Genomic DNA, 22,265 nt, shown 5'->3' on the forward strand with positions numbered 1-22,265 from the left:
GGACTCCCGTTCTTCCGCAGACTACCCGGGGAGGACGCCGCGGTGACAGCACCCTGGGCCGCGCCCGGGCCGCCGGCCCGAGCCCGTCGGTGTCCGTGACCGGGATGGGCCGAGGTGGTGGAATGGGCACATGCGCACCGACATCCCCGCCGACCGGCACGGCTCCTTCGCCCGGGCGGTCAAGTCCCTGGTCGTCCCCCGCCCGATCGCGTGGATCAGCTCGCGGTCCTCGGCGGGCGTGGACAACCTCGCCCCGCACTCGTTCTTCACGGTCGCCTCCAGCACGCCCACGATCGTCCAGTTCGTCTCGGTCGGGGAGAAGGACAGCCTCCGCAACATCCGGCAGACCGGGGAGTTCGTGGTGAACTTCGCGTCCGCGGAGCTGTTCGAGCAGATCAACGCCACGGGCACCGACTACCCCCCGGAGGTCAGCGAGTTCGACGCCGTGGGGCTCACCCGCGAGCCGTCCCTCACCGTGGGCGTGCCCCGGGTGGCGGAGTCCCCGGCGGCCATCGAGTGCCGGCTGCACGCGGAGCCGATGCCGATCGGCGACTGCTTCCTCGTCTTCGGCGCGGTCACGCACGTGGCCGTGGACGAGGCGGCCGTGGACGGGCGGGGCCCGCTCGTCCAGGCCCTGCAGCCGGTCGCCCGGCTCGGGCGCGACGAGTGGGGAGAGCTCGGCCGGATCCGCTCGATCCGGCGCGTGCCCTACCGGGAGGCCGCCCCGGAGGCGGACCTGCCCTGAGCACCCGGGCTCAGAGCCGCACGCCCGTGCGCTCCAGCTGCCGGCGGACCTCCCGGCGCTGGACCTTCCCGAGCATGGTGCGCGGGAGCTCGTCGACGGCCACGATCCGCCGGGGCACCTTGTAGCGTGTCACCTCGGCGTAGCAGTGCTCGCGCAGGGCGCCCTCGTCGAGCTCGCGGCCCGGCGCCAGGACCACGGCCGCCACGACGACCTCGGTGCCGCGCGGGTCGGTGAGCCCCACGACGGCGGCGTCCTCGACGTCCTCGTGCCGGCGCAGCGCGTTCTCGACCTCGGTGGGGGCCACGTTGAACCCGCCGGTGATCACGACCTCCTTGAGCCGGTCGACCACCCGCAGGAAGCCGGCGTCGTCGACCGTGACGATGTCCCCGGTGCGCAGCCAGCCGTCCGTGCTCAGCGTCCGGGCCGTCTCGTCGGGACGCCCCCAGTACCCCTGGAAGACCTGCGGTCCCCGCACCCACAGCTCGCCCTCGTGGCCGCGGGGGACGTCCTCGAGGGTCTCCGGGTCGACGAGCCGGATCTCGGTGGAGGGGAAGGGGACGCCGATGGACCCGGCGCGGCGGGAGTCGTTGAGCGGGTTGCACGCCACGAGCGGGGAGCACTCGGTGAGCCCGTAGCCCTCGATCAGGATGCCGCCCGTGGCCTGCTCCCACCGCTCCACGAGCGGGACGGGCAGGCTCATGGCCCCGGAGACGGCCACCGAGATGCCCTGCAGGTCGGTGCGCTGCTCCTGTGCGGCGTCGAGCAGCTTCTCGTAGACCGGCGGCACGGCGGGCAGCACGGTGGGCCGCGAGCGCTTCATCGCCCCGAGCACGAGGTCGGTCCGGACGGTCGGGAACAGCACGAGCTTCGCCCCCAGGGACATCGCGAAGGTCACCCCCAGGGTCAGGCCGAAGGCGTGGAAGAGGGGCAGCACGCCGTGCACCACCTCGTGCTCGGTGGAATCGAGCCAGTGCCGGCCCATGAGGGCGTTGGACTCGAGGTTGCGGTGGGTGAGCATCGCGCCCTTGGGCAGCCCGGTGGTGCCGGAGGTGTACTGCAGCAGGGCGAGGTCGTGGGCGGTGGGCCGCGGGTGGTCGACGGCGATCGGCCGCGCGTCCAGCAGCTCCCGCCACGGGATCGTGCCCGGGGCCGGCCCGGTGAGCTGGGCGCGGGAGGCCCGGGCCGCGGGCAGCGGCAGGCGCAGGGCCAGCTGCTGCACCCTCGGCATGGCGGCGGTGATGTCCACGGCCACGACCGTGTCCACCGGCAGGTCGGCGCCGAGGGACCGGACCCGCTCGGCCGCACGGTCCCACACGATCGCCACGCGCGCGCCGTGGTCCTCGAACTGATGGTGCAGCTCGTGCGCGGTGTAGAGGGGGTTGTGCTCCACGACGACGGCCCCCAGGCGCAGCACGGCGTAGAATGCCACGATGTGCTGCGGGCAGTTGGGCAGCACGATCGCCACCCGGTCCCCGTGCCGCACGCCGAGCCGGCGCAGACCCTCGGCCGCCCGCTCGACCTGCCGCCCGAGGTCGGCATAGCTGGTCCGGGCCCCGAAGAACTCGAGCGCGGTCTTCCGGCCGTGCCGGGCCACCGACCGCTCGAGCATGTGCGCGAGCGAGGTCTCCGGCAGGTCCAGCTCCGCGGGGACCCCGGGGTCGTAGCTGGCGGTCCAGGGGCGGGCACGCAGGAAGTCGCGGGCGGATTCGGCAGGCATGGCCCGTACCCTACTCGGCGGTCGGCGCGGACTCCCAGTTCCGGCGGGGGCGCCCGCCCGTAGACTTCGATGACATGACTCCCTCCTCGACACCCGGCTCGCCCTCCGCCGACGACCCGATGCCCTGGTCGGACACCGGCCCGCACGACGACGACGCCACGCGCCCGCTGCCCCCGGTCAGCCGGTTCCCGGCGACCGGCTCCTCCGGCCACGGCGCCACCCCGCAGGACCGGGCGCCGGGCGCCGGCACCGGTTCCGGCTCCGCCACCGGTTCCGGCTCCGGGAGCGAGGACGAGGACTGGTCCTGGTACGACGACGACGACACCCAGCACACCCGTCCGCTGCCGGCGGTGAGCGCCCAGCGCCCGGTGCCGGAGGACCCGCCGCGGGCCCCCGAGCTGGGTCCCCGCACCGATCCGACGCCCACGGTGGGCACCGGCGGGGCCGCGCCCCCGTTCCCCGGCGGCCCCACCGCGGCGCACCCGACCTCCGCGCACCCGTCCCCCGGGTACCCGCCCTCCGGGTACCCGGCCCCCGCTGCGGGCCCGGCGCCGGCCGACCCCGCCACCCGCTACGCCCGGCAGCGGGAGGAGTTCGGCGGCCTGCAGCTCGTCCCCGGCTTCTTCGGCTGGCTCAGTGCGCTGGCCGTGACCTGGCTGCTGCTGGCGCCGGCGGGGCTGGCCGCGGCCGCCCTGGGGTTCCGGATCGACAGCGGCATGGGCGGGGTCGTCGACGACCTGGCCGCCGGTTCCGCGGCGGCCTGGACCGGGGCGGCGGTGCTCGGCGTCGTCGAGTTCCTGGCCTTCCTCGCCGGCGGGTACGCCGCCGGCCGGATGGCCCGCTTCTCGGGCGCCCGGCAGGGCGTGTCCGTGTGGCTGTGGTCCCTGTTCGGCCGGTCCGTGGCGACCGTGGCCGGACTGCTGTGGGCGGACACCGTGGGCCTGGCCCCGGTCGGCGTCTCGGCCCAGGCGCTCATCGGTGACCTGCTCGTCCCGGGCCTGCTCGCCGTGGCCGCCGTCCTGCTCGTCGACCTGCTCGGGGCGGTGCTCGGCGGGATGTGGGGCATCCGCTACCACCGCCGGGTCGACCGCTGGGGGGACACGGGGAGGTAACGTTCGCACCCGGAACCGTGTCGGGTTCGCTTCCCCCGAGGCGAAGGGGGACAATCGGAGCACCTCGGTGAGATCCGTCACCCCCACGCAGAAATCTGCGGACCGGCCCACCGAGCAGCACCCGGAGGAAACACCCATGCCGTCCACCCTTGTCGCCGTCGTCGATGACCACGAGGTCGTCCGGGAGGGCGTCCGCCTCGTCTCCATGACCTCCCAGGCGGACGTGAAGCTCGTCGGATCGGCCTCCAGCGTGCCGGACCTGCTCGACCAGCTGGGCCGGGACCCCGAGAACCCGGCCCTGACGGCGCAGGGCGCGAAGCGGATCGAGTGCGAGGTCGTGCTCCTGGACCTCTCCCTGAACGACATGTCGCGCCCCGCCGCCAACGTGGAGCTGCTCCGGGCCGCGGGCATGAAGGTGCTGATCTTCAGCATCGGCGAGAACGCCGCCCTGATCCGCGAGGCGCTGCGGGCGGGCGCACTGGGGCTCGTGCGCAAGTCGGACCCGCTCGAGCACGCCATCGAGGAGGCCCGCAACATCGCCGAGGGCAAGCCGGTGATCACCAAGGAGCTGGCCGCCGCGATCGACGGCGACGTCGAGTTCTCCCGGGCCAGCCTCTCGCCGCGCGAGCAGGAGACCCTGCGGCTCTACGCCTCCGGTTTCGCCCAGGTCCAGGTGGCCCGCCGGATGGGGATCAAGCAGAGCGCCGTGAAGACCAACATCGACCGGATCCGCGAGAAGTACGCGCGTGTCGGCCGCCCGGCCCCCACCAAGATCGACCTGCGCATCCGGGCGATCGAGGACGGTCTCGTGGAGCCGACCGCGGACATCACCACGGCGGAGAAGCGCCTGTGAGCCGTCCCCGGAGCCGCTGAGGACCGCCGCTCCGTGAGCCACGTCGCGCCCCGGTCCCCGCTCGCCTACCGGAAGGTCCCGGCCCGGCGGCGCCGCACCAGCCTGCTGGTGCCGGCCTCGCCGCAGGAGCTGGGGATGAACTCCTACCGGATCCTCCTGCTCGCCAACATCTGCCACGGACTCGTGGCCGTGGCGCTGTTCCTGGAGTCCCTCACCATCCTCGAGGACCAGCTGCGCTCCTTCGAGCGGTGGCACCTGGTCTTCCTGGTCGTGCTGCTGCTCAACGGGTGCGTGCTGCTCCTGCAGTCGGCCCGGCAACGGGTCCGCACGTGGCCGATCCTCGTGGCGCCGGTGCTGGTGGCGCTCGCCGTCGTCACGCTGCCGCTCGCCTGGACGGGCCAGGCGCCGCCGCAGGACCCGTGGGTGGAGCCGTTCATCCTGCTCGCGGCCTGCGCCACCGTGGTCGTGTGGAGCCTCGAGCTGGCCGTGGCCTATCTGACGTCCGTGACGGTCCTCTACGTCCTCGTCATGGTGCGCACCGCGGCCGCCCCCGACATCATGGACGTGCTCTTCGACGCCACGAGCCGGATCGCGTTCGGCGTGGTGCTCGTGGTGCTGATCAGCTTCGTCCTCCGGGGCGGGAAGAACGCGGACCAGGTCTACGCGGACGCGATCGCCCAGGAGCTGCAGCTCACCCGCTCCCGCTCCCAGGCCGAGGAGCAGGAGCGGCTCGACCGCCTGATCCACGACAACGTCATGGCGGCCCTGCTCGATGCCGGCCGCGCCACGGGCCCGGTCCAGCGCCGCACCCGGGAGCTGGCCCAGCGCGCCCTCGACGTCCTCGTCTTCGAGGAGCGCCGCGCCCAGGGCAAGGGCACCACGATGGTGCACACGCTGCTGGACGACCTGCTGGAGTCCCTGTCCCCGTGGCGCAACCGGGTGCGCTTCAACAGCATCACGCCCTACATCCGGCCGCCCGGCGAGCCGCGGCCCCTCATCCCCGTGGAGACGGCGCAGGCGCTGGTCCAGGCCATCACCGAGGCGGTCTCCAACAGCGCCCGGCACTCGGGCACCGACGTCACGTTCGTGACCATGGACGGCGGTGCGTGCCCGCCCACCGCGATCAACCCGGAGGGCTTCTACCTGCGCTTCCAGGTGGTCGACCGGGGCCGGGGCTTCCAGCCGCGCAGCATCGACTCCCGGCGGCTCGGGGTCCGCGTGTCCATCCTGGGCAGCGTGCAGCAGGTGGGCGGCGACGTCGAGGTCGACTCCGCACCCGGCCGGGGCGCCAGCGTGACGATCCTCTGGCCGCGGGACGCCCGCCCGTGATCTCCCGCGCCCTCTTCCACCCGCTGACCCTGGTGGCCGCCGCGGTCTTCTTCCTGATCCCCGTGGTGCTCGGCGTCCTGCAGACCCAGAGCATGGACAAGCCGGAGCTGATGCAGGCCGCGCTCGTGACCTACGTGATCGCCGTGGCCCTGGCCGTCTACCCGCACGGGCGGCGGCGGCTGCCGGACCTGCCCACGGCCCTGGCCGTGCTGCTCATGCTGGTCTCCATCCAGCGCTCCTACGACGCCCTGGACCCGCAGGCCGAGCTGTTCGGCGGGCAGTGGTTCACCCTCGGCTTCGACGGCTTCATCGTGGTCCTGGGCATCCGTCGCCGCGGCGGCTGGGGGTGGGCCACGCTGGTCATCGCCGTGGCCATCTCCATGACGTGGGGCGCCCGCTCCGCGATCGGGCTGTGGGACGCCGCGCTGAGCAACGCGGCGACCGCGGCGCTGCTGCTCGCCAGCCAGCTGATCGCCCGCGAGTACGACCGGGCCTCCATCGCCTTCGCGGAGGCCCGCGACATGGTGATCTCCGCCCGCTCCCACGACGAGGCCGAGAAGGACACCGTCAACGCCTCCGTCCAGCGGGTGCACGAGGTGCGCCGGCTGGCGGGAGGACTGCTCGAGCGCATCGCGCACGACCCCTCCCCGGTCTCCGACTACGAGATCGAGCAGTTCCGGCTCACGGAGGCGCAGCTGCGGGACTCCATCCGGGGCCGCTCCGTGGCGACCCCCTACCTGCTCGAGGTCACCCGGGCGGCGCGGGCGCGCGGCGTGCAGGTGGACATCCTGGACGAGCGGGGCAAACCCCTGCCCACCGCCGTGCTGCGGTCCGCGACCCGCCGGTCCATGGAGGTGCTCAACGCCGCGACGTCCGGGTCGGTGACGATCCGGGCGTTCCCCGAGGGGGACCCCACCGCCGTGTTCATCGTCCACGACGGCAACGCGGGGGACGAGGAGCCCGTGGCCATCGAGATCGCCGACGTGACCGGGGAGGTCTCCCGCTTCTGACCCGGCCCGCCGTGGGCACCGTGCCGGTTCCACTGCACCGGCCCACCGGTCCGGGCGGACCGGCACGGACCGTCCACAACCGGCTGCCCGGCGGACGGGACCGGCGCGGCCGCTCCTACGGTGGGCGCATGGACACCGTTTCCGCCGGGCGCGGCCTCGACCGCGCCGCTGATCTCCCCGACCCCGAGGGCCTCGCGCGCAGCGCCGGACTCCCGCACGCCGCCGGCTCCCCCCGCGCCGCTGATCCCCCCGACCCCGCCCGCGCCGCGGACCTGGCCCGCGGCACCGGCTCCCGCGACGACCCCGATCGTGTCCGCGCCGCGGACGTCCCGCACAGCGCCGGCTCCCATCCCGAGGACGCCTTCCGTGCCGTGCTCTGCGGGGACGGCCTGCGCCGCTGCCCCTGGGCGCCCACGGGACCGGCCGCCCTCGAGGAGCACGACCACCGCTGGGGAGCCCCGCCCGTGGACTCCCCCGGCTGGTTCGAGGCGCTCAGCCTCGAGATCTTCCAGGCGGGCCTGGCCCGGTGGAGCATCGCCCAGCGCCGGGACGGGCTCCGCCGGGCGTTCCGCGGCTTCGTCGCCGGGGACGTGGCGGAGCTGACGGAGGACGCCGTCGACGAGCTCCTGCTCGACCCGGCGGTCATCCGCAACCGCGTCAAGATCGAGGCCGTGGTGCACAACACCCGTGCGTGCGCGGGGCTCGCTCCGGCGGACTGGGCGGAGCTGGCCGGCGAGCCGCCGGCGGGCGCGCAGCCGCCCGTGACCGTGCTGGAGCTGACCCGCCGGTCCCCGGAGGCGGACCGGCTGGCCGCCCGGTTCAAGCAGCTCGGCCTGGTCTTCGTGGGCCGCACGACCGCCCACGGGTTCCTGCTGCGCACCGGGGTGCTCCCCGGTCATCTCGCGCAGTGCTTCAGGACCGGGCCTGGAACCGCAGGATCCGGGTGACGGCCTCCTCGACCTGGGCGGGTCCTGCGGCGAAGGACAGCCGGACGGTGCGGTGACCGCGCGCGGCGTCGAAGTCCAGTCCCGGCACGACCGCCACGGCCTCCGCCTCGAGCAGACGGCGGCACCACTCCAGGGAGCTGCCGTGGCGCTCGAGCTGCTCGCCGAGGTCCGCGTAGAGGTAGAACGCCCCGTCCGCCGGCGCGCTCTCGCCCCAGCCGAGAGCAGGCAGGGCGTCCAGGAGCAGGCTCCGGGAGCGCGCGAACTGCTCCACCGCCCGGTCGGCCTCGGCGTAGGCCTCCTCCGAGAACGCCTCCACGGCGGCGTACTGGGCGGCGGCCGGCGGGCAGAGGCTGAGGTTGCCGGCGAGCGCGTCGACCGGGGCCACGAGGTCCCGGGGCAGCAGGGCCCAGCCCAGCCGCCACCCGGTCATCCCCCAGTACTTGGAGAAGGAGGAGATGACCACGGCGTCGGGGTCGTGCTCCCAGGCGCTGGTGCCCCGGTACGGTGCCCCGTTCCGCGGGCCGCTCCCCGTGGGGGCGGCGTGCACGATGCCGTGGTAGATCTCGTCGCTGATGAGCCGCGTCCCGTGCTCGGCGCACCAGCGCGCCAGCGCCGCCAGCTCGGCGGGCTCGAGCACGGTGCCGGTCGGGTTGGCGGGACCTGCCACGACCAGGCCGTGCAGCGGGCCGTGCGCGGCGACCGCGGCGTCGAGCATCGCCGGCGTGGGCTGGAAGCGCGTCGCCGCACCGCAGTCGAGCTCGACGACCTCCGCGCCCAGCGCGGCCAGGGTGTTGCGGTAGGCCGGGTAGCCCGGGCGGCAGACGGCGACCCGGTCCCCGACGTCGAAGGCCGCGAGGAAGGTCAGGACCAGCGCGCCCGAGGCACCCGTGGTGACGGCGACCTGCTCCGGCGCGACGTCCAGGCCGTACCACCGGGCGTAGTGCCCGGCCACGGCGCGGCGCAGCGGCTCGATGCCCAGGGCGGGGGTGTAGCCGAGCCCCTCGTTGCGGGCGTGGACGCGCGCGGCCGCGCGGGCCACGGCCTGCGGGGCGCCGCCGGAGGGTTCACCGGCGCAGAGCGAGACGACGTCCCGGCCGGCGGAGCGCAGCCGCTCGACATCGGCGAGGATCTCCATCACCCGGAAGGGCGGGACCGTGGAGCGTGCGGACGGGCGGGGCGGCGGGTGCGGCAGCATGGCCCCAGCCTACGGCCGCGGCCTGCGGCCGGACCGGGAAGGCCCGGCGGGAAGCGCCGGCCCGGACGCCCGTGGTGGAACGGACGCCCGTCCGGACCGTGGCCGGGCCGGGCGCGCTCCGGGGACAGCCTCTCCTCCGCGCGGCCGCCGGCCACCGGGCCGGGCGCACATCGGGGGACAGACTTTCGTCCAGGCCGGTGGCCATAATGGACGCAGTCCTGGACCCCGGGGACCGCGCTGAGGCGGTCCTCCGGGGGCGCGGACCAGGTCGCCGGTGGCAGCACCGGGGACCGATCGGGCAGGTCGTCACCGCGGCCGGCGTCGCACGAGTGATCCGTCGTGAATGAGATGTGTGATTGTGTCTGGGGGGATTTCAATCACGGGTCCACGAGCGTTGCGGCACCGCGCGGTCGGCGGCGACCACCCCGTTCCGCGTCCGCGTGACGCCGGGCATCCGCCCGGCGGGGAGAGCCGCAGTCGTGGAGGCGCGCTCGTCGACGACGCAGCACACGGCCCCGCACCGATCGGTGCGGGGCCGTTGCCGTGCCGGCCGGTCCGGGGCTGCGGTGGCCGTCGAGTTCAGTCCAGCAGCAGCGCGGGTTCCTCGAGGATCCGGGCGACGTCCGCGGTGAAGCGGGCGGCGAGGTCGCCGTCGACCACCCGGTGGTCGAAGGAGCCGCCCAGCGTGGTGACCCAGCGGGGCACCACGGCGCCGTCCACCACCCAGGGCTTCTGCTTGATGCTGCCGAAGGCGACGATCGCGACCTCTCCCGGGTTGATGATCGGCGTGCCGGTGTCCAGGCCGAGGGCACCGATGTTGGTGATGGTCAGGGTCCCGTTCTGCATGTCCGCCGGCTGGGTGCGCCCGGCCCGGGCGGTGCGGGAGAGCTCGTCGAGCGCCACGGCCAGCTCGCGCAGGGACAGGTCCTGGGCGTCCTTGATGTTCGGGACCATGAGCCCGCGCGGCGTCGCGGCGGCGATGCCCAGGTTCACGAAGTGTTTGACGAGGATCTCCTCGTCCGTCCACGTGGCGTTGACCTGCGGATTGCGGGCCACCGCCCAGATGACGGCCTTGGCCAGCACCAGCAGGGGCGTGATCTTGACCCCCTCGTAGTCGGGGGCGGCCTTGAGCCGCTGGACGAACTCCATGGTGCGTGTGGCGTCGAGCTCCACGAACACCGAGGCGTGCGGGGCGGTGAAGGCGCTGCGCACCATGTTCTGCGCGGTGGCCTTGCGCACGCCCTTGACGGGGATCCGATCGATCCGCTCCTCGGCGGCGGGCGGGCGGCGCCGGGCCCCGGCCTCGCCGAGCCGGGCGACGTGGGCCAGGAGGTCCTGCTTGGTGATCTGCCCGGCGGCCCCGGTCGCGGGGACCTCGGCGAGGTCGACGCCCAGGTCACGGGCCGCCTTGCGGACGGGCGGCTTCGCCAGCGCGGGACGGCGCGGGACGGCGGCCGGAACCGCACCGGCCCGGCCCGCGCCCGTCGGGACCGCACCGGCCTGGACCGCGCCGGCCGAGGCCGTGTCCGGTGTGCCCGCGCCGGCCGAGGCCGTGTTCGGTGTGCCGGCGCCGTCTGGGCGGCCGGGACGGCGCCAGACGCCGCTGTCCTCGGCGAGCCGGGCGGCGCGATCGGCGATGCCCTGGGCGGCCGTGCCGATCCCCCCGATCCCGCTGCCGATCCCCCCGATCCCGGTGCCCAGCGGACCGCGGCCGAGCTTCTCCGCCCACCCCGCGGGGCGGGCCGGCTCCGGGGCCGGCCCGGCGGCGGACTGCGGAGCCGGCTCCGGGGCGATCCGGCGGCGCCGCCGCACGGGGTCGGCCTTGGGCCCGGAGCCGACGAGGGGGCGGTCGCCGTCGGCGTCGGGCGACGCGGCGGGCACCGGGGTCTCCCCCAGGATCCCCGGTGTCCCCTCCGGGGCGGGGCCCGTGCCGGAGGCCTCCTCGGGGGAGCCCACGGCGATGATCGGGGTGCCGACCTCCACGGTGCGGCCCTCGGGCACCAGCAGGTCGAGCACGGTGCCCGCGTACGGGGAGGGCAGCTCCACCACGGACTTGGCGGTCTCGATCTCGACGAGCACCTGGTTGACCGTGACGGTCTCCCCCGGTGCCACTCGCCACGCGAGGATCTCCGCCTCGGTCAGGCCTTCGCCGACGTCGGGCAGGTTGAAGATCTGCGGCATGTCAGTACTTCCTCTCTCGCGCGGCCCCTCCGGGTCGGCGACGGCGCCGCCGGCCCGGAGGGGCCGGCGGCCGGGGTCGGCGGGGTCAGTAGGCGAAGGACCGGTCCAGCGCCTCGAGGATCCGGTCCAGGTCCGGCACGTACTGGTCCTCGACGGCCGCCACGGGGTACGGCAGGTGGAAGGCGCCCACGCGCAGCACGGGCGCCTCGAGGGAGTAGAAGGCCCGTTCGGTGATGCGGGCGGCGATCTCCCCGCCGAGGCCGCCGAAGGTCGGGGCCTCGTGGGCGACGACCAGGCGACCGGTCCTGCGCACGGAGTCCTCCACGGTGTCGAAGTCGATCGGCGACAGGGACCGCAGGTCGATGACCTCCACGCTGCGGCCGTCCTCCTCGGCGGCCCGGGCCGCGGCGAGGGCCACCGGCACGAGCGGGCCGTAGGCCACCACCGTGGCGTCCTCCCCCGGCCGGACCACCTGGGCGGTGAACGGGTCGGCGGCGGGGCGCTGCGTGTCGACCGCGCCCTTGAGCCAGTACCGGCGCTTGGGCTCGAAGATGATCACCGGGTCCTCGCAGGTGATCGCCTGCTGGGTCATCCAGTAGGCGTCCTGGGCGTTGGACGGCGTGATGATGCGCAGTCCCGCGGTGTGGGCGAAGAGGGCCTCCGGGGACTCCGAGTGGTGCTCCACCGAGCCGATGACCCCGCCGTAGGGGATCCGGATGGTGACGGGGACCGAGACGTCCCCGTTCGTGCGGTTGCGCATCTTCGCGAGCTGCGTGGTGATCTGGTTGAAGGCCGGGAAGGAGAAGCCGTCGAACTGGATCTCGCACACGGGCCGGTACCCGCGCAGGGCGAGGCCCACGGCGGTGCCCACGATCCCGGCCTCCCCCAGCGGGGTGTCCATCACGCGGTGCCCGCCGAAGTCCTTCTTGAGCCCCTCGGTGACGCGGTAGACGCCGCCCAGGGAGCCGATGTCCTCGCCCATGAGCAGCACCCGGGGGTTCTCCTCCATGGCCCGGCGCAGGCCGGCGTTGACGGCCTTGGCGATCGTCAGGTCGGGAGCGGCGTTCATGCGAGGTCCTCCTCGGTGCCGGCGGAGCGCTCGTCGGGGGCCCCGGTGACGGGATCGGCGGCGACGGTGAGGCTCGAGGCCTGCGTGCCGCGATCGGGCCCGGCGGTGCCGTCGCCGCCGGAGCGGCCGTCGTCGCGGCCGTCGTCGTCGAACCCGGCCTGGTAGGCCGCGTACCAGGCGCGCTCCTCCTCGATCAGGGCGTGACGCTCGGCGTAGGGCTTGTCGAAGAACTCCTCGAAGGAGGGCGGGGCCATGGACAGGACGTGCGCGCGGGTCTGGTCGGCGAACTCCTGCGCGGCCGCGGCGACCTCGTCGAAGAAGGCGTCGTCCGTGCCGTGGTGCCGGCGCAGGTGCGTCTCGAGGCGCAGCAGCGGATCGAGCTCGGCCCAGTGGCTCTCGTCCTCCCGGCGGCGGTACTTCGTCGGGTCGTCGGCGGTGGTGTGGGCGCCCAGCCGGTAGGTCTCGGCCTCCACGAGCACCGGGCCGCGCCCGGCGCGGGCCTGCTCCATGGCGTACCGGGAGACGGCCAGGACGCCCAGGACGTCGTTGCCGTCCACCCGGATCCCCTCGAACCCGTAGCCGGCGGCCCGCTCGGCCAGCGGCAGACGGGACTGGGTGGAGAACGGCACCGAGATGGCCCACTGGTTGTTCTGCACGAAGAAGACCACCGGGGCGTCGAAGGAGGCGGCGAAGACCATGCCCTCGTGCACCTCCCCCTGGGTCGAGGTGCCGTCCCCGAAGTACGCGATGGTGGCGGCGGGCTCGACCTCGCGCCCCTCCTCCTCGGCGGCGCGGCGGTCCAGGTTCATGCCCATGGCGTAGCCCACGGCGTGCGGCACCTGGGAGCCGAGCACGATCGAGTAGACGTTCATGCCGTGCTCCGAGGGCTTCCACCCCCCGGCGGCGTGCCCCCGGAAGACCATGAGCAGCTCGGCGGGGTCCACCCCCCGCTCGATCGCCACCGCGTGCTCGCGGTAGGTCGGGAAGATGTGGTCGGCGGGGCGCAGGGCGCGGGCCGAGCCCACCTGAGCGGCCTCCTGGCCGCGCATCGGCGCCCAGAGCACCAGCTGGCCCTGCCGCTGCAGGTTGGTGGCCTCCTCGTCGAACCGGCGCGCGAGCGCCATCGACCGGTAGAGGTCCCGCAGCTGCTCGGCGCCGACCTCGGCGACGTACGGCGAGAAGACCGGGTCCTCGGACCGCACGCCGTCCCGGTCGAGGAGGCGCACCAGCCGGGTGCGTGGCTCCGGGGTCGGCGCGTGGCGGGCCGGCGCGTGGGCGGCCGGGGTGAACGGGGCGGCATCCATGGTCAGGACGTCCTTTCGGTGTGCTCGGGTGGGAGCGGAGCGCTCGTGCCCGGGGTTCAGAGCACGGGTGCGTGCGGGAACTGCGCGCAGAGCTCGAGGAACCGGGTGTTGGCCTCCGGCTCCCCGACGGTGACGCGGACGCCCTCGTCGCCGAAGCGGCGCACGGCCAGGGCGTGGGCGTCGCACAGCTCGGCGAAGCGCCCGCTGTGCTCGCCGAGGTTGAGCCACACGAAGTTCGCCTGCGTCTCCGGGTACGGCCAGCCCAGCGCGTCGAGCCCGGCCAGCACCCGCTCCCGCTCGTCGACGACCCGCTGGACGCGCTCGGCGACCTGGTCGTAGTGGCGCACGGAGGCGATGGCCGCGCGCTGGGCGAGGTCGGTCACGGAGAACGCGGGGGAGCTCTGGCGCAGGTACGGGGTGATGCCCTGGCCCGCCACGGAGTAGCCGATCCGCAGGCCGGCCAGCCCGTGGGCCTTGGAGAACGTCCGCAGCACGACGACGTTGGGGTGCCGGCGGTAGACGTCGATGCCGTCGACGAGGTCGTCGCGGCGCTGGAACTCCTGGTAGGCCTCGTCGATGACCACGACGACGTCGCGGGGCACCGCGGCGAGGAACTCCTCGACCTGGGCGGTGGTGAGGCTGGGGCCCGTCGGGTTGTTGGGCGTGCACAGCAGCACGACGCGGGTGCGGTCGGTGACGGCGGCGGCCATGGCCTCGAGGTCGTGCGAGCCGTCGCGGCGGTTCGGGACCGGGACGCTCAGCCCGCCCGAGAGCCCGATGCTGATGGGGTAGGCCTCGAAGGAGCGCCACGCGTGGACCACCTCGTCCGGGGCGCCGTCCTCTCCGGCGCCCACGAAGGCGCCCAGCAGCTGGTTGAGGGCGCCGAGGCTGCCGGCGCCGGTGACGACGTCCTCGGCGGGCACGCCGAGGAACTCGCCCAGGACCTCCCGCAGCTCCGCGGAGGTGGTCTCGGGGTAGCGGTGCACGGCGTCCCAGTCGGCGAGGACCTCGCGGACGGCCGGCACGGGCCCGAACGGGTTCTCGTTGGAGGACAGCTTGTAGGAGGGCAGCCCCTCGACCACGAGCGGCGGTTTGCCGGCCACGTAGCGGGGAAGCCGGGACAGAGCCGGGCGCGGCCGGACCGCCGGGGTGGTGGCGGGGGCCGCGTCCTGTGCCGGGGCGTTCCCGGCCAGGGTGCGGGTAGCGTCGCTGGTACTCATGGGGGCCATGCTATCCCCGCTCCCCCGGGGTTCCCGGGTGGATGACGCCCCTCCGGACGACCCGGCATTTTTCGGCGCGAAAGCTACAACCGGGTCCCGCGAAAGTTGGTGGCCGACGACAATTCGTCCGCCCGGGGCGGCCCGGGCGCCGTGGGAGAATGTGCCCATGCCCCACACCGATCGCATCCTGTCCTCCGGGCGCGCCTCGCTCGCCGCCGCTGTTCCGCCTGTCGCGCTGGGCCCGCTCGACGGCCGGTACCAGCCGGCCGTGGCCCCGCTCGTCGACCACCTCTCCGAGGCCGCCCTCAACCGCAACCGCGTGCACGTGGAGGTCGAGTGGTTCATCCACCTGGCCGAGCACGCGGTGCTGCCGGGCCTGGCGCCCCTGGGCGACGAGCAGAAGGCCGGGCTGCGCCGGATCGTCACGGACTTCGACACCGACGCGGTCGCGGAGCTGGCGGAGATCGAGGCCGTGACGGTGCACGACGTGAAGGCCGTGGAGTACTACATCGGCCGCCGCCTGCCCGCCCTGGGCCTGGGGCACCTGGTGCCGCTCGTGCACTTCGGCTGCACCTCCGAGGACATCAACAACCTCGCCTGGGCCCTGGGCGTCAAGGACGCCACGACCGACGTGTGGCTGCCGGCCGCCCGGGCGCTCGTGGCCGACGTCGCGGGCCTCGCCGAGTCCGCCGCGGGCACGCCGATGCTCTCCCGCACCCACGGCCAGCCCGCCACGCCCACCACGCTGGGCAAGGAGATGGCGGTGGTCGCCCACCGTCTGGGCCGCCAGCTCTCCCGGATCGAGCGCACGGAGTACCTCGGCAAGATCAACGGCGCCACGGGCACCTACGCGGCGCACTACGCCTCCGTCCCGGACGCGGACTGGACCGAGGTCTCCCGCGGTTTCGTGGAGGCCCTGGGCCTGACCTGGAACCCGCTGACCACCCAGATCGAGTCGCACGACTGGCAGGCGGAGCTCTACGCCGACGTCGCCCGGTTCAACCGGGTCCTGCACAACTTCTGCACGGACGTGTGGTCCTACATCTCGATCGGCTACTTCCAGCAGATCCCGGTGGAGGGGGCCACCGGCTCCTCGACCATGCCGCACAAGGTCAACCCCATCCGGTTCGAGAACGCCGAGGCGAACCTGGAGCTCTCCAACGCCCTGCTCGACGTCCTGGGCGCGACCCTGGTGACGTCGCGGTGGCAGCGCGACCTCACGGACTCCTCGTCCCAGCGCAACATCGGCGTGGCCTTCGGCCACTCCCTCCTCGCGGTCTCCAACGTGCGCAAGGGCCTGGCCCGCCTGGACGTCGCGGAGGACGTGCTGGCCGCCGATCTCGACCAGAACTGGGAGGTCCTGGCGGAGGCCGTCCAGATGGTCATGCGCGCCGAGGCGATCGCCGGGGTCGAGGGCATGGACAACCCCTACGAACGGCTCAAGGAGCTGACCCGCGGGCGGCGGGTGGACGCGGACCGGCTCCAGGAGTTCGTGGCGGGCCTGGGGCTCTCCCCGGAGGCCGCCCAGCGGCTCTCCGCGCTGACCCCGGCCACCTACACGGGCATCGCCACCGAGCTCGTGCGCTACCTCTGACCCCCGGCGGGCGGCGGGCCGCCCGGGCGCACGACCCGGGCGGCCCGCCGCGGGCGCCCTCCCCGCGGAAGGGGTCCGGGGCGCAGGGGGCTCAGACGGAGGGCAGGTCGTGCAGGTTGTTGCAGACGGTGTCCTCCGGAGCGGCCCACAGGCGCTTTCCGCACCCCGCCGACACCACGCGGACGCGGAGCCGGCCGGTCGTGCCGGGGACGTAGTAGTCGTGCACGCCGCACTCGATGTCCCGGATGACCCGGGGCGTGGAGCGGGGCGACCACACCTCCGCGGGGTTGCACAGGGCGACGATGTTGCCGAGGGGGTCCGTACGGACCCCTGTGACGGGTCGATGGTCGGTCATCGGATGAACTCCTGAGTACGTGCCCGGACCGGCGACGCCGGCCCGGGGATCAGCCATGTAACACGGTGCGGGGTGCAGCACAAACCTCGCGCCGGTTTGCGCACGTCAACCCGTGTCGATCGTTTGCTTTCGACGACATCCGGCCGTTCGCTTTTGACTCACAGCACGTCTGCCGGGATCATCGGTGCTGACCCCTCTCTTCCTGCGGCACCCGATCCGGCGCCGCAGGACCAGGGGGAGGACGTCCCGCCCACGGTCTTCGGGGGAAGACCGGCAGGGAGCACCGGGGCACTCGGCTCATGACAGTGGGGGATCATGGCAATGGATGGGGAACACTCGATCACGCTGCGGCTGCTGGGCAACGTCGAGGTCGAACTCGACGGCTCGGTGCTGGCCCTCGGCCAGCGGCAGCAGCGGCTGCTGGCGGCCCTGGCCGTCCTCGGCCCCAAGCCGCGGCGCTTCCTCGGCGAGCTGCTGTGGCCGGACCGCACGGCCGAGCGCGCCATGGGCAGCCTGCGCACCACCGTCTTCAACCTCTCCCGCCAGGTCCCCGGGGCCGTGGGCACCCGCGGCAACAACATCGCCCTGGCGGACCAGGTCGTGGTGGACCTGCACGAGCTGCGCGAGTCGCTGCACGAGGCGGCCGCCGCGACCGCGCCCCCCACGGAGGACCCGTGGTTCCTCGACCCGGCCGGCGCGCAGCTGCTGCCCGGCTGGTACGACGGCTGGGTGATGGCCGAGCAGGACCGGCTCCGGACGCTCTACGTCAACGCCGTGGAGCACCTGGCGCGGCTGTCCCTCGAGCACGGGGACTTCTACCGGGCGCACCTGCTGGCCTCCAACGTCCGGGCCCTGGACCCCCTGCGGGAGAGCGCGGTCCGCGTCCTGATCGAGGCGGATCTCGGCCTCGGCAACAACGCCCCGGCCCTGCAGACCTTCCGCAGCTTCTGCAGCACGATGGCCGACGAGCTCGGCGCCCCGCCCTCCCCGCAGATCACCCAGCTGATGGGCTACATGCGCAGCGCCTGAGACCTCCTCGCCCCGGTGGGCACGGTGTCCCCGCGACCAGCGTCGCGGGGACACCCGTGTGCCGTCCATGGCCGGCTCAGCGGCCCGTGGTGAGCGCCGCGGAGGCGGAGCGCACCGGGATGCCGCGCCAGTTCGTCCGGGGCAGCAGCTGCTCGCCCTTCATCACCAGCGACAGCCCGTCGACCGTGGCGCCGGCACCGACCGTCGTGTCGTAGAGCACGATGGAGCGCGCCCCGACGCTGGCGCCCTCGCCGATCTCGACGTAGGACATCTTCATGACCCGGTCCTCGAACAGGTGCGTCTGCAGGGACACGTCCGTCGAGACGGCGGCGTCGTCGCCGATGTGCACGAGGTCGAACTCCGTCAGGTAGGTCGTGCCGATGTAGGTCCGCCGGCCGATCTGGGCGCCGAACAGGCGGAGCACCGGACCGATCAGCGGGGTGCCGACCAGGCCGCCGACGAGCGCGGGGACCGCGGCGGACTCGTAGACGCCGGTGACGAACTCGCTGCGCCGCACGAAGTTGTCCCACAGGGGCTCGATCCGCTGCCGGTACCGGCCCACGATCGCCCACTTGAGGACGACGACGGCGAGCACCACGGTGAACCCGGTGGCGAGCGCGATGAGCGGCAGCACCGCGACGAAGCCGAGCAGGCTCAGCTGCGGCACGAGGCTCACCGAGGCCAGCAGGCCGAGGTAGCCGATCAGGCCGATCAGGGCCGGGGGCACCGTGATGCGCAGCGCCTCGATGATCAGGCGGGCGGCCACCTTCCCGCGGGACGGCCGGAAGGTGAGGCTCTCGTCGTAGTTGCCGCTGTCCTGCCGGCGGGGCAGGAACATGGCCGGCGAGCCCAGCCACGAGGTCCCCTCCGGCACGTCGGCCGGGGGCACCGAGGCGACGCCCACGAGGGAGCCGTCGCCCATCCGGGTGCCGGACGGGACGAACGCGGCGTTGCCCACGAACGAGCGGTCGCCGACGACGGTGCGCTCCATGTGCAGGTGCCCGTGGTGGTACACGGCGCTGCCCACGCTGGCCATGTCCGCGACGAAGCTGCCCTCCCCGAGGGTGAGGAGGTCGGGGTCGATGTGGCCCACCGTGGACACCTCGGAGCGGGGACCGACCTCGGCGCCGAGAACGCGCAGCCAGGGCACGGTGTACAGCGTGGCGTACAGGGCGTTGGTGCTCTCCAGGCTGGTGCTCAGCAGCTGGTCGGCCATCCACTTGCGCACGCCGAGGCCGCTGCGGACCGGGTGGATGCCCGTGGGGGTCCGGCGCAGGACGATCGCCCGTCCCACGGCCACCACGGTGCACACCGTGAGGACGTAGACCACGCCGACGGCCGGGGTGAGCGCCAGGCCCACCGGCAGACCGAACTCGATGGCCGCGATCCAGATCATCAGGAAGGACGGGAGCACCAGGACGAAGGGCAGCACCTCGAGGGTGGCCCAGCCCAGCAGCAGAGCGGCCACGAGCGGCGCCGGCCAGCGGCCGCCCGGCAGGGGACGGCGCTCCATCCGCTCGAGCAGCTCGTCGTCGCCGTCGGCGGGCCGGGAGGGCGAGCCCAGCCAGTGCTCCCCGGCGGGGATCACCTGGTTGCGCGCGGCCAGGGACTGCTCCGCCAGCCGGGCGCCGTCCTCGACCCGACAACCGGGCTGCAGCAGGGCGTTGGCGCCCACGAACGCGTCGTCGCCGACCCGCACCGGGGCGATGCTCACCCAGCCCTCCTCGACCTGCGCGGTCTGCACGGAGGAGCCGTAGCCGATGCTGGCGCGGGAGCCGATGCTCACCAGGGAGGGCAGGCCCACGGCCGCGGTGCCCACGTGGGCGCCGGCACCGACCTCGGCGCCGAGCAGGCGCAGGTAGCCGGCGGCCATCGGCGTGCCGGTCAGGAGGCTGAGCGGCGAGAGCCGGGTCAGGCCGTCGATGCACCACAGCAGGAAGTACTGCCTCCCCCAGAGCGGGTGGTGCCCCGGCCGGACGAACCGGCCCAGCACCCGCGAGCCCAGCAGCGGCAGGAAGAAGCGGGCCAGCACGGAGACCAGCACGCCCACGAGCAGGAGGTCCCACATGAGCGAGTAGCTGAACTGCCCGCCGTAGGAGTACAGGACCGCGGCGAGCGGGGAGCCCACGACCATGGCCGCCAGGACCATGGTCGTCACCTGGGCCGTCCCGCAGAGGGCCACCCGCCCGCTCGTGTGGTGCAGGGCCGTGGGCCGGTCGTCCGGGTCGGCCACCGCCGGGACGACCGCCGGGGCGGCGTCGAGGTGGCGCGCCAGGTCCCGGACGGTCGGGTAGGTGTAGATGTCCGCGATGGAGATGTCCTGGTCGGGGAGCTCCCGGCGCAGCTCGGAGGTGGCGGTCGCGGCGAGCAGCGAGTGCCCGCCGAGCTCCAGGAAGAAGTCCGCCTCCGCGGAGAGCTGGTCGACGGGGATCCGGAAGACCCGGGACCAGACCTCCGTGAGCTGCCACTCCGACTCGGTCTGCGGCGGGACCAGGCCCACCGTGGTCACGAAGCGGGGCGAGGCGGGGTCGGGCAGGTTCTTCCGGTCCACCTTGCCGCTGACCATCATGGGCATGGCGGGCAGGATCTCGTAGAAGGACGGCACCATGTACGGCGGCAGGGCCGCGGTCACGGAGTCGTGGAGCAGCTCGAACAGGGCGCGCTCGTCGCGGACCTCCCCGCGCAGGGTGAGGAACGCGGCGACGTCCTCGCCGCCGGAGACCAGCTTCACGGCGGCGTCCGCCACCGCGTCGTCGCGCCGGAGCACGTTCTCGATCTCCTGCAGGTCGGCGCGGTGGCCGCGGATCTTCACCTCGCTGTCGGCGCGGCCGAGGTACTCGATCTCGCCGTCGGGCAGCATCCGGCCCAGGTCGCCGGTGCGGTAGATCCGCCCGGCCCGGGGCCCGTCCGGGTGCGGCCGGAAGCGCTCCTCGGTCACGTGCGGGAGGTTGACGTAGCCGCGGGCCACGCCCGGGCCGGCGATGCAGATCTCCCCGGGCTCCCCCTCGGGCACCTCGTTCATCGACTCGTCGAGGATGCGCACCTCGTAGGTGGGCAGGGGCTTGCCGATGGTCACGGGCCGCCCGGGGGTCAGCTCGCCCCACGTGGCGGTCACGGTCCCCTCGGTGGGCCCGTAGGTGTTGAGCATCCGGCGCCCGGGCGTGGACCAGCGCTCCACGAGGTCCGCCGGGCAGGCCTCCCCGCCCACGAGGATGCTGCGGATGCCGGGCAGGTCGTGCTCGAGGGTGGCCAGGACGGTCGGCACGCAGTACAGCACGGAGATCTCCGTGCGCTGCAGGAACTCGGCCAGGCCCTGGCCCAGCCGGGCGTCGTCCGTGGGGCCGGCCACCAGGGCGGCGCCGACGGCCCAGGTGGGCCAGATCTCCTCGATGGAGAAGTCGAAGGCGATGGTCATGCCCTGGTAGACCCGGTCCTCGGGACGGACGTCGTAGACCTCGGGCACGATCTCGATGAAGTTGCAGATGCTCGAGTGCGCGACCTCCACACCCTTGGGGCGCCCGGTCGAGCCCGAGGTGTAGATGATGTAGCAGGTGGGGTCGCCCTCGTGGCGGACCTCCGGCCGGTGGGCGGGCGCCGCGTCGAGCTCATGGTCGATCCGCCCGACGTCGACGACGTCGGCAGCGGCGTCCTCGACCAGGGGCACGAGCTCCGCCGAGGTGAGCAGCAGGGCCAGGTCCGAGTCCTCGGCGATGAACTGCACGCGGTCGGCGGGCAGGTTCGGGTCGATCGGGACGAACGTGGCGCCCGTCTTGAGGACGGCCAGCAGCGACGCGTACAGCATCGTGGAGCGCTGGAGGAGGATGCCCACGCGGTCCCCGGCGGCGAGACCGTAGCTCGCGATCAGGTGGGCCATGCGGTTGGCCAGCTCGTCCAGCTCCGCGTACGTGTAGGTCTGGCCGTCGGCGTGCAGGGCCTGGGCGTGGGGCGTGCGGTCGCAGCTGCGCTCGAAGAAGTGGTGGAGCCGGCTCGGCCTCGTCCCGGCGCCCCGGGCCTCCCGTGCCGGGGAGTCCGGCCTCGGCCGCGCTCCGGCGGCGCCCCCCTTCACCGCAGCCTCGCCCCACAGCACTCGCTCTGCCGACGACCCCCCGTCGCGGCGGTGTGAGCGTTGTGGTGCTGAGGTCATGTCCAACTCCTTTCGATGCGCGGACACCGGTGTTACCGGCAGGTCCGTTCTACGCAGGGGGTTGTTATGCCTTCCTCACGCCGCCGTCACCGCGGCGTTATCGGTGCGTCATCGCCGAGTCGATCCCGGGCGCCGGCGGGGCGCACCGGGCAGGGGCGCGGGCCAGACGTGGGCGAGATCACAGGGCGTGGCCCCGTCCGGAGGGTCGTTTTCGACTGCAATCGCGCGGTTCCCGGACCGGGGAGCGCCGGCGGGAGCGCGTCGCGGCGCGCGCCGAGCCCGGCGCGCGCGTCATCGGGCCTCCCCGGCGGGCACGGCCCCCGGGGGAGAAAAAGGCCCACCGTGTTACCTTTCGTGAATGCTCGGGCGGTCGCGCGGGCACGCGGCGGTCCCGTCCGGGGCGGGGCCCGTCCGGCCCTGTCCCCCTCGCCGGAGCCGTGCGGTGGGCCGTGCGGTGAGCC

The 22,265-nt window shown here is 74.0% G+C and carries 16 protein-coding genes; 8 read left to right on the forward strand and 8 right to left on the reverse strand.

From position 1 onward, the window contains the following. The first annotated feature begins 130 nt into the window (after window positions 1-130). Complete coding sequence (locus AYX06_RS07150) at window positions 131-745, forward strand: flavin reductase family protein (RefSeq protein WP_062735183.1); 615 nt, start codon at window positions 131-133, stop codon at window positions 743-745. Window positions 746-755: 10 nt separating this feature from the next. Here the strand turns inward: AYX06_RS07150 and AYX06_RS07155 are convergent, their stop codons facing one another. Continuing rightward, a complete protein-coding gene (locus AYX06_RS07155) occupies window positions 756-2,462 on the reverse strand; it encodes a long-chain-fatty-acid--CoA ligase (RefSeq protein WP_062735184.1) in 1,707 nt (568 codons plus the stop codon). Between the two features lie 74 nt (window positions 2,463-2,536). On the opposite strand from AYX06_RS07155, the gene AYX06_RS07160 reads away from it, so the two are divergent. The 5 genes from AYX06_RS07160 to AYX06_RS07180 all read left to right on the forward strand — a co-directional run bounded on the left by AYX06_RS07160 (window position 2,537) and on the right by AYX06_RS07180 (window position 7,713). Beyond that, the gene (locus AYX06_RS07160; RefSeq protein ID WP_147017475.1) at window positions 2,537-3,574 is read left to right on the forward strand and encodes a hypothetical protein; all 1,038 of its coding nucleotides are present in this window, start codon (window positions 2,537-2,539) and stop codon (window positions 3,572-3,574) included. A gap of 136 nt (window positions 3,575-3,710) precedes the next feature. After that, window positions 3,711-4,427: a LuxR C-terminal-related transcriptional regulator gene (locus AYX06_RS07165; RefSeq protein WP_062735186.1), complete on the forward strand. Its 717-nt coding sequence runs from the start codon at window positions 3,711-3,713 to the stop codon at window positions 4,425-4,427. A gap of 33 nt (window positions 4,428-4,460) precedes the next feature. Next, complete coding sequence (locus tag AYX06_RS07170) at window positions 4,461-5,756, forward strand: sensor histidine kinase (RefSeq protein WP_062735187.1); 1,296 nt, start codon at window positions 4,461-4,463, stop codon at window positions 5,754-5,756. After that, entirely contained in the window at window positions 5,753-6,766 is a 1,014-nt protein-coding gene (locus AYX06_RS07175) for a hypothetical protein (RefSeq protein WP_062735188.1), read from the forward strand. The genes AYX06_RS07170 and AYX06_RS07175 overlap by 4 nt, the downstream gene beginning before the upstream one ends. Window positions 6,767-6,894: 128 nt before the next feature. After that, window positions 6,895-7,713 (forward strand): DNA-3-methyladenine glycosylase I, encoded by an 819-nt coding sequence (locus tag AYX06_RS07180; RefSeq protein ID WP_147017477.1) that lies wholly within the window; start codon window positions 6,895-6,897, stop codon window positions 7,711-7,713. On the opposite strand, the gene AYX06_RS07185 is transcribed toward AYX06_RS07180, so the two are convergent. From AYX06_RS07185 to AYX06_RS07205, 5 genes are all read right to left on the reverse strand, one after another. Continuing rightward, window positions 7,679-8,908 carry an aminotransferase class I/II-fold pyridoxal phosphate-dependent enzyme gene (locus tag AYX06_RS07185; protein WP_062735190.1) on the reverse strand — a complete coding sequence of 410 codons (1,230 nt, stop codon included), beginning with the start codon at window positions 8,906-8,908 and terminating at the stop codon, window positions 7,679-7,681. The genes AYX06_RS07180 and AYX06_RS07185 overlap by 35 nt on opposite strands. Before the next feature lie 579 nt (window positions 8,909-9,487). Then, a complete protein-coding gene (locus AYX06_RS07190; RefSeq protein ID WP_062735191.1) occupies window positions 9,488-11,089 on the reverse strand; it encodes a dihydrolipoamide acetyltransferase family protein in 1,602 nt (533 codons plus the stop codon). An 85-nt stretch (window positions 11,090-11,174) separates the two neighbouring features. After that, a complete protein-coding gene (locus tag AYX06_RS07195; protein ID WP_062735192.1) occupies window positions 11,175-12,158 on the reverse strand; it encodes an alpha-ketoacid dehydrogenase subunit beta in 984 nt (327 codons plus the stop codon). After that, window positions 12,155-13,462, reverse strand: a complete 1,308-nt coding sequence (locus tag AYX06_RS07200; protein WP_084271495.1) for a thiamine pyrophosphate-dependent dehydrogenase E1 component subunit alpha — start codon at window positions 13,460-13,462, stop codon at window positions 12,155-12,157. The genes AYX06_RS07195 and AYX06_RS07200 overlap by 4 nt, the downstream gene beginning before the upstream one ends. A gap of 56 nt (window positions 13,463-13,518) precedes the next feature. Beyond that, window positions 13,519-14,682 (reverse strand): histidinol-phosphate transaminase, encoded by a 1,164-nt coding sequence (locus tag AYX06_RS07205; protein ID WP_084271739.1) that lies wholly within the window; start codon window positions 14,680-14,682, stop codon window positions 13,519-13,521. 166 nt (window positions 14,683-14,848) lie between these two features. Between AYX06_RS07205 and purB the strand changes: the two genes are divergently transcribed. Then, window positions 14,849-16,276: an adenylosuccinate lyase gene (gene purB, locus AYX06_RS07210; RefSeq protein ID WP_062735193.1), complete on the forward strand. Its 1,428-nt coding sequence runs from the start codon at window positions 14,849-14,851 to the stop codon at window positions 16,274-16,276. 91 nt (window positions 16,277-16,367) lie between these two features. On the opposite strand, the gene AYX06_RS07215 is transcribed toward purB, so the two are convergent. Next, entirely contained in the window at window positions 16,368-16,631 is a 264-nt protein-coding gene (locus AYX06_RS07215; protein ID WP_062735194.1) for a hypothetical protein, read from the reverse strand. Window positions 16,632-16,952: 321 nt separating this feature from the next. Here AYX06_RS07215 and AYX06_RS07220 point away from each other — a divergent pair, with 321 nt between their 5' ends. Beyond that, on the forward strand, window positions 16,953-17,660 hold the full coding sequence (locus tag AYX06_RS07220) for an AfsR/SARP family transcriptional regulator (protein WP_062735195.1): 708 nt from the start codon (window positions 16,953-16,955) through the stop codon (window positions 17,658-17,660). A gap of 76 nt (window positions 17,661-17,736) precedes the next feature. Here the strand turns inward: AYX06_RS07220 and AYX06_RS07225 are convergent, their stop codons facing one another. Continuing rightward, window positions 17,737-21,804: a Pls/PosA family non-ribosomal peptide synthetase gene (locus AYX06_RS07225; RefSeq protein ID WP_232319418.1), complete on the reverse strand. Its 4,068-nt coding sequence runs from the start codon at window positions 21,802-21,804 to the stop codon at window positions 17,737-17,739. Window positions 21,805-22,265 lie beyond the last annotated feature (461 nt).

The organism is Kocuria turfanensis, from assembly GCF_001580365.1.
Lineage (GTDB): Bacteria > Actinomycetota > Actinomycetes > Actinomycetales > Micrococcaceae > Kocuria > Kocuria turfanensis.

What these genes read in the sequence shown, in the direction of transcription:
- AYX06_RS07190 (WP_062735191.1), bottom strand. Translation starts at nt 11,089, where the DNA reads ATGCCGCAGATCTTCAACCTGCCCGACGTCGGCGAAGGCCTGACCGAG.
- AYX06_RS07200 (WP_084271495.1), bottom strand. Translation starts at nt 13,462, where the DNA reads ATGGATGCCGCCCCGTTCACCCCGGCCGCCCACGCGCCGGCCCGCCAC.
- AYX06_RS07155 (WP_062735184.1), bottom strand. Translation starts at nt 2,462, where the DNA reads ATGCCTGCCGAATCCGCCCGCGACTTCCTGCGTGCCCGCCCCTGGACC.
- AYX06_RS07160 (WP_147017475.1), top strand. Translation starts at nt 2,537, where the DNA reads ATGACTCCCTCCTCGACACCCGGCTCGCCCTCCGCCGACGACCCGATG.
- AYX06_RS07225 (WP_232319418.1), bottom strand. Translation starts at nt 21,804, where the DNA reads ATGACCTCAGCACCACAACGCTCACACCGCCGCGACGGGGGGTCGTCG.
- AYX06_RS07195 (WP_062735192.1), bottom strand. Translation starts at nt 12,158, where the DNA reads ATGAACGCCGCTCCCGACCTGACGATCGCCAAGGCCGTCAACGCCGGC.
- AYX06_RS07185 (WP_062735190.1), bottom strand. Translation starts at nt 8,908, where the DNA reads ATGCTGCCGCACCCGCCGCCCCGCCCGTCCGCACGCTCCACGGTCCCG.
- AYX06_RS07215 (WP_062735194.1), bottom strand. Translation starts at nt 16,631, where the DNA reads ATGACCGACCATCGACCCGTCACAGGGGTCCGTACGGACCCCCTCGGC.
- AYX06_RS07205 (WP_084271739.1), bottom strand. Translation starts at nt 14,682, where the DNA reads ATGAGTACCAGCGACGCTACCCGCACCCTGGCCGGGAACGCCCCGGCA.
- AYX06_RS07180 (WP_147017477.1), top strand. Translation starts at nt 6,895, where the DNA reads ATGGACACCGTTTCCGCCGGGCGCGGCCTCGACCGCGCCGCTGATCTC.
- purB (WP_062735193.1), top strand. Translation starts at nt 14,849, where the DNA reads ATGCCCCACACCGATCGCATCCTGTCCTCCGGGCGCGCCTCGCTCGCC.
- AYX06_RS07220 (WP_062735195.1), top strand. Translation starts at nt 16,953, where the DNA reads ATGGATGGGGAACACTCGATCACGCTGCGGCTGCTGGGCAACGTCGAG.
- AYX06_RS07150 (WP_062735183.1), top strand. Translation starts at nt 131, where the DNA reads ATGCGCACCGACATCCCCGCCGACCGGCACGGCTCCTTCGCCCGGGCG.
- AYX06_RS07165 (WP_062735186.1), top strand. Translation starts at nt 3,711, where the DNA reads ATGCCGTCCACCCTTGTCGCCGTCGTCGATGACCACGAGGTCGTCCGG.